This window comes from Mesorhizobium sp. M7A.F.Ca.ET.027.02.1.1 (genome assembly GCF_004022985.1).
Lineage (GTDB): Bacteria > Pseudomonadota > Alphaproteobacteria > Rhizobiales > Rhizobiaceae > Mesorhizobium.
Genome location: NZ_RZOL01000460.1, coordinates 1 through 4,497 on the forward strand (window position 1 = coordinate 1; position 4,497 = coordinate 4,497).

The 4,497-nt window shown below is 61.9% G+C and carries 5 protein-coding genes; all 5 read left to right on the forward strand.

The features are described 5' to 3' along the window. Positions 1-1,307: replication-associated recombination protein A (locus EN749_RS31190; RefSeq protein WP_245491532.1), on the forward strand; the 1,307-nt coding region annotated here is incomplete at its 5' end. Positions 1,308-1,478: 171 nt separating this feature from the next. Further along, positions 1,479-2,309, forward strand: a complete 831-nt coding sequence (locus EN749_RS31195; protein ID WP_127396447.1) for an aspartyl/asparaginyl beta-hydroxylase domain-containing protein — start codon at positions 1,479-1,481, stop codon at positions 2,307-2,309. 66 nt (positions 2,310-2,375) lie between these two features. Continuing rightward, on the forward strand, positions 2,376-2,750 hold the full coding sequence (gene crcB / locus EN749_RS31200; protein ID WP_127810390.1) for a fluoride efflux transporter CrcB: 375 nt from the start codon (positions 2,376-2,378) through the stop codon (positions 2,748-2,750). Positions 2,751-2,812: 62 nt separating this feature from the next. Next, on the forward strand, positions 2,813-3,793 hold the full coding sequence (locus EN749_RS31205; RefSeq protein WP_127271590.1) for an RluA family pseudouridine synthase: 981 nt from the start codon (positions 2,813-2,815) through the stop codon (positions 3,791-3,793). Positions 3,794-3,840: 47 nt separating this feature from the next. Further along, a partial coding sequence (locus EN749_RS31210) for a DMT family transporter (protein WP_189367816.1) occupies positions 3,841-4,497 on the forward strand: 657 nt, incomplete at its 3' end.

The window sequence follows — 4,497 nt, forward strand, 5'->3', positions numbered from 1 at the left end:
TGGCCGATCTGTTCAGCGTCGATGAACCGGAAAAGACCCCGCCCGGGCGGCCGCTGGCCGACAGGCTGCGGCCGAGAAACCTTGGCGAGGTCGTCGGCCAGGAGCATCTGACCGGCCCTGACGGCGCGCTGACCCGGTTGATCGGTTCCGGCTCGCTCGGCTCGATGATCTTCTGGGGGCCGCCCGGCACCGGCAAGACCACCGTGGCGCGCCTGCTTGCCGGCGAAACCAGCCTGGCCTTCGAGCAGATATCGGCTGTCTTTTCCGGCGTCGCCGACCTGAAAAAGGTGTTCGAAGCGGCCAAATTGCGCCGCACCAATGGCCGCCAGACCTTGCTGTTCGTCGACGAGATCCATCGCTTCAACCGTGCCCAGCAAGACAGCTTTCTCCCGGTCATGGAGGACGGGACAGTCGTGCTGGTTGGCGCCACGACCGAAAACCCGTCCTTCGAACTGAATGCCGCTTTGTTGTCACGCGCGCGCGTTCTGGTCTTCCATTCGCTTGGCGAGGAGAGCATCTCCAAGCTGATGGTGCGGGCGGAGGAGACCGAGGGCAGGGCGCTGCCGCTCGACGACGAGGCGCGGACCATGCTCATCCGCATGAGCGATGGCGACGGCCGGGCCTCGCTGACGCTCGCGGAAGAAGTCTGGCGGGCAGCCAAACCCGGCGAGGTCTTCGATCCCCAGGGACTGCAGCGCATCGTCCAGCGCCGCGCGCCGATCTACGACAAGGGCCAGGACGGCCATTACAATCTGATCTCGGCGCTGCACAAATCGGTACGCGGTTCAGACCCTGACGCGGCTCTCTACTATCTCGCACGCATGTTCGATGCCGGCGAGGATCCGCTCTATCTAGGCCGCCGGCTGGTGCGCATGGCGATGGAAGACATCGGCCTTGCCGACCCGCAGGCGCTTGTCGTCGCCAATGCCGCCAAGGATGCCTATGATTATCTTGGCTCGCCCGAGGGCGAGTTGGCGTTTGCCGAGGCCACCGTCTATCTCGCCACCGCGCCCAAATCCAACGCCGTCTACAATGCTTTCAAGGCTGCCACGCGGGCCGCGAAGGAACACGGCTCGCTGCTGCCGCCCAAGCACATCCTCAACGCACCGACAAAGCTGATGAAAGAGGAGGATTACGGCGCCGGCTATCGTTACGACCATGACGAGCCGGATGCCTTTTCGGGGCAGGATTATTTTCCCGAGAAGATGGGCCGCCAGACCTTCTATGATCCGCCAGAGCGCGGCTTCGAGCGCGACATCAGGAAGCGGCTCGACTATTGGGCGAAGCTGCGCAAGGAGCGGGAGTAGCAGGCTTGCGTGAGGCCGTTGACCAGATCCACCAGGCAGCCAGCCGGCCACGATAGCAGGGCCGTTGTGTGGTAACCCAAAAAACCTTATCAAGGCGCACGACCGGGCGGTGGTCGTTGCCGTGATTTGGGCACTTCATTCGCAACAGGATCGCGCTCCGCGCGTGGAAAAATGACAAAAACCCTTCGCAAGTCCCTTCGCAAATTCGCCATTGCCATCCCGCTTCTCGCCCTTGGCTTCTATTTCATTCCCATCCTGACGACGATCTTCATCATCTGCGGCCTGATCGACGTGCTGCGCAACGACCGCAAGGATCTGTCGCTGTTCTCAGGCTATTTTCTCGGCAACGGCCTGTTCACCTGGCTGCTTTCGCCGTTCAATCTGCTGGTCGACCTCTTGTGCTACAGAAATCCAGGTGTCTGGAAGCTGGAGCAGTTTCCCGCCGACTATCAGCGCGAGGTCAACGAGGTCCTGGACATCTTCAAGGCGCGCAAGGATGAGATCATTGCCGATATCGACGCCAATTTCGGCGCCGGCCGGCGCGGCATGTATGTCTACCAGTGGTACGGCAAGCACAGGATCGACAACGTCGCCGAGTTCAACAAGGATTTCAAATACATCAAGACCATAGCCGTTTCCGTCTTCAGCAAGCGCGAATCGACCTCCTGGCATTTCGGCCCGCTGCGGCTCAGCCTGCGCATCCTCTACAATCTGATCCCGGTTAAGTCGGAGATTTTCGTCGAGTGCGGCAACGTCAAGAATTATTGGTACGACAATCCGCTGTTCATCTTCGACGACACGCTGCTGCATCGCTCGGTCAACGAGTATGACGGACGCCGCTACTGCGTGTTCATGGACATCATCCGGCCGTCTCCGGTTCCCAGACTGATCGCGGGCATGCTCTCAATCGTCTCGGTCAGCGTCGAGCGCATCAATTCCATGTTCTACAAGAACTGGAAGATGATCGGTTCGACCAAGCCGAAGAATGCCGAGACGACCTGAGCAGGCAATCGCTCAATGCAGCTGGCGGCATCGGCTGAATTTGAATAGCCCGGGGAAGTACCGAAGATGTTCAATCTGCTTCTCGTCGTCGTCGGTGGCGGCATCGGCGCCGGAATTCGTCACCTTGCCAACATCGGCGCGCTGCGTTTTGTCGGCCCCAGCTATCCCTGGGGCACGATGGCCATCAACATCATTGGCTCCTTCGCCATGGGGCTGTTCATCGCCTCCATGATGCGCCGTGGCGGATCGAACGAGGTCAGGCTGTTCGTTGCTACCGGCATTCTCGGCGGCTTCACCACCTTCTCCGCCTTTTCGCTCGATTTCGCGACGCTGTGGGAGCGGGGAGCCACGCTGCCTGCGCTGGGTTATGCCCTTGCCAGCGTCATTGGCGCCATTATCGCCCTGTTTCTGGGACTTTGGCTCGCAAGAAGCCTGCCTTAGTGCTATTGCCGCGCCAAGAACAGGCCGAGCTTCGCTCGGGAAACGGATAAGCGACAAAAAACATGGCAGGCGTTGAACAGATCACGGTGGAGGCCGGCGAGGCGGGCATGCGGCTCGACCGCTGGTTCAAGACCCATTTCCCGGGCCTTGGTTTCGGCCATTTGCAGAAGCTTCTGCGCTCCGGCCAGATCCGCGTCGATGGCGGCCGGGTCAAGGCCGACACCCGTGTCGAGCCCGGCCAGATGGTTCGCGTCCCACCGCTCGAGGTCGACAAGAAGGGCGAGAGTGCGCTGACCGGCCACTCGATCCGCAACCAGGGTGATGCCGATGTCCTGTCGAAAATGCTGATCCATGAAGATCCCAAGGTTTTCGTCTTCAACAAGCCGGCGGGCCTTGCGGTGCAGGGCGGCTCGGGCGTCACCCGCAATGTCGACGACATGCTGGAGGCCTGGCGCAGCCAGAAGGGCGAGAAGCCCAGACTGGTTCACAGGCTCGACCGCGACACTTCGGGTGTTCTGGTCGTCGCCCGCACCCGGCTGGCCGCCATGAAGCTCTCGGAAGCGTTTCGCGCCCGCGAGACCAAGAAGACCTATTGGGCGCTGGTCAAGGGCGTGCCGCCCAAGCGCGAGGACAAGATCTCAACCTGGCTGATCAAGGAGCCGACGCCGGACGGTGACCGCGTGCGGGTCGCTGCGCATGGCGAAAAGGGCGCCGATCACGCCGTCTCCTACTACCGCATCATCGAGCAGGCTGCGCAGACGATGACCTGGCTTGAAATGGAGCCCTATACGGGCCGCACCCACCAGCTTCGTGTCCACGCCGCCTACATCGGCTGCCCGATCCTGGGCGATCCGAAATATTTCGAGGCCGACACCAACTGGGACTTTCCAGGGGGCATTCAAAACCGCCTGCATCTGCACGCCCGCCGCATCATCATTCCGCATCCCGACAAGGGCGTCATCGATGTCACCGCGCCAATGCCGCCGCACATGCGCCAGAGCTGGAACCTGATCGGCTTCGACGACGCCAGCGCGGAGGACTGATCGTGAGCGGCGCCAGTGACGCGCTCGACCGGCGCGACACGGTCGACATGGCCGCCGCCGCCATCATGGTCGGGCTGACCTTTTCCTGGGGGTTGAATTACGTCGCCGCCAAGATCTCCTACGCTGGCTATGACCCGGTCTTCCTGTCGATCGCGCGCTCGATCATCGGCGGCCTATGTGTCTTTGCCTGGTGCCGGTGGCGCGGCATCGCGCTTTTCACGCGCGACGGGACCTTGCTCGCCGGCATCGTGGTTGGCGCGCTTTTCGGCATCGAGTTCCTTTGCCTTTATGTCGGCCTGGAGCATACGACCGTTGCCCGCAACACGCTGCTGGTCAACACGATGCCGTTCTGGATGCTGCTCGGCGGCCATTTCCTGCTCGGTGAGCAGATCACATTGAGGAAATTCCTTGGCCTGCTGCTGGCCTTTGCCGGCCTTGTCGCGGTGTTTTCCGACAAGCTTGGCGGCGGCGGAGACATGCTGTTCGGCGATCTGCTGAGCCTTGGCTCCGGATTCTTTTGGGCTTTGACCAACATCCTCATCAAGCGCTCGAAGCTGGTCGAGGCGAGCGCCGAGAAGCTTCTGCTTTACCAGCTCGCCGGGGCAGCGATCGTCGGGGTCTTGGTGCTGCCTCTCGCCGGCCCGCCCGTTCGCGACCCAACCGTGCTGCCGACCTTGGCGCTGCTCTTCCAGGCTGTCTACATC

Excerpts from the sequence above, each read along its gene's own strand:
- EN749_RS31205 (WP_127271590.1), top strand. The coding sequence starts at position 2,813 with ATGGCAGGCGTTGAACAGATCACGGTGGAGGCCGGCGAGGCGGGCATG.
- crcB (WP_127810390.1), top strand. The coding sequence starts at position 2,376 with ATGTTCAATCTGCTTCTCGTCGTCGTCGGTGGCGGCATCGGCGCCGGA.
- EN749_RS31195 (WP_127396447.1), top strand. The coding sequence starts at position 1,479 with ATGACAAAAACCCTTCGCAAGTCCCTTCGCAAATTCGCCATTGCCATC.